The organism is Kribbia dieselivorans NBRC 106261 (assembly GCF_001552435.1).
Taxonomy (GTDB): domain Bacteria; phylum Actinomycetota; class Actinomycetes; order Actinomycetales; family Dermatophilaceae; genus Kribbia; species Kribbia dieselivorans.
On the sequence record NZ_BCRE01000303.1, the window covers coordinates 1 to 655 of the forward strand.

1 rRNA gene is annotated in these 655 nt (G+C 60.2%); it reads left to right on the top strand.

The features are described 5' to 3' along the window. Window positions 1–655 (top strand): 23S ribosomal RNA (locus tag KD1_RS16020); the annotation flags it as partial.

The window sequence follows — 655 nt, forward strand, 5'->3', positions numbered from 1 at the left end:
GGGGGTGTGGTTCAGGGGTGACGATGGGTAGGGGAGCGTCGTGTGGCGAGTGAAGCGGCGGAGTGATCCAGTCGTGGATGCCACACGAGTGAGAATGCAGGCATGAGTAGCGAATGACGGGTGAGAACCCCGTCCGCCGAATGACCAAGGGTTCCAGGGTCAAGCCAATCTGCCCTGGGTAAGTCGGGACCTAAGGCGAGGCCGACAGGCGTAGTCGATGGACATCCGGTTGATATTCCGGAACCGGCGAAGGACCGTCCCTGATGAGGCTTGGGATGCTAAGCATGCTGGGACTGCCTCCTGCCTTCGGGTGGGGGTGTGGTGCTGGGGTGTGACCCGAACAGGTAGTAGTCAAGCGATGGAGAGACGCAGGAAGGTAGCCTCCGCGTGGCGATGGTTGTCCACGTCCAAGGGTGCAGGGAGTCCGGTAGGCAAATCCGCCGGGCGTATATCCTCAGGCCTGATGGTGACCACTTTCAGTGGGAAGCAGGGTGATCCTATGCTGCCTAGAAAATCTTCTAGCGAGGTCCGAGCCGCCCGTACCCCAAACCGACACAGGTGGTTGGGTAGAGAATACCAAGGCGAGCGAGTGAATCACGGTTAAGGAATTCGGCAAAATGCCCCCGTAACTTCGGGAGAAGGGGGGCCCGGAACC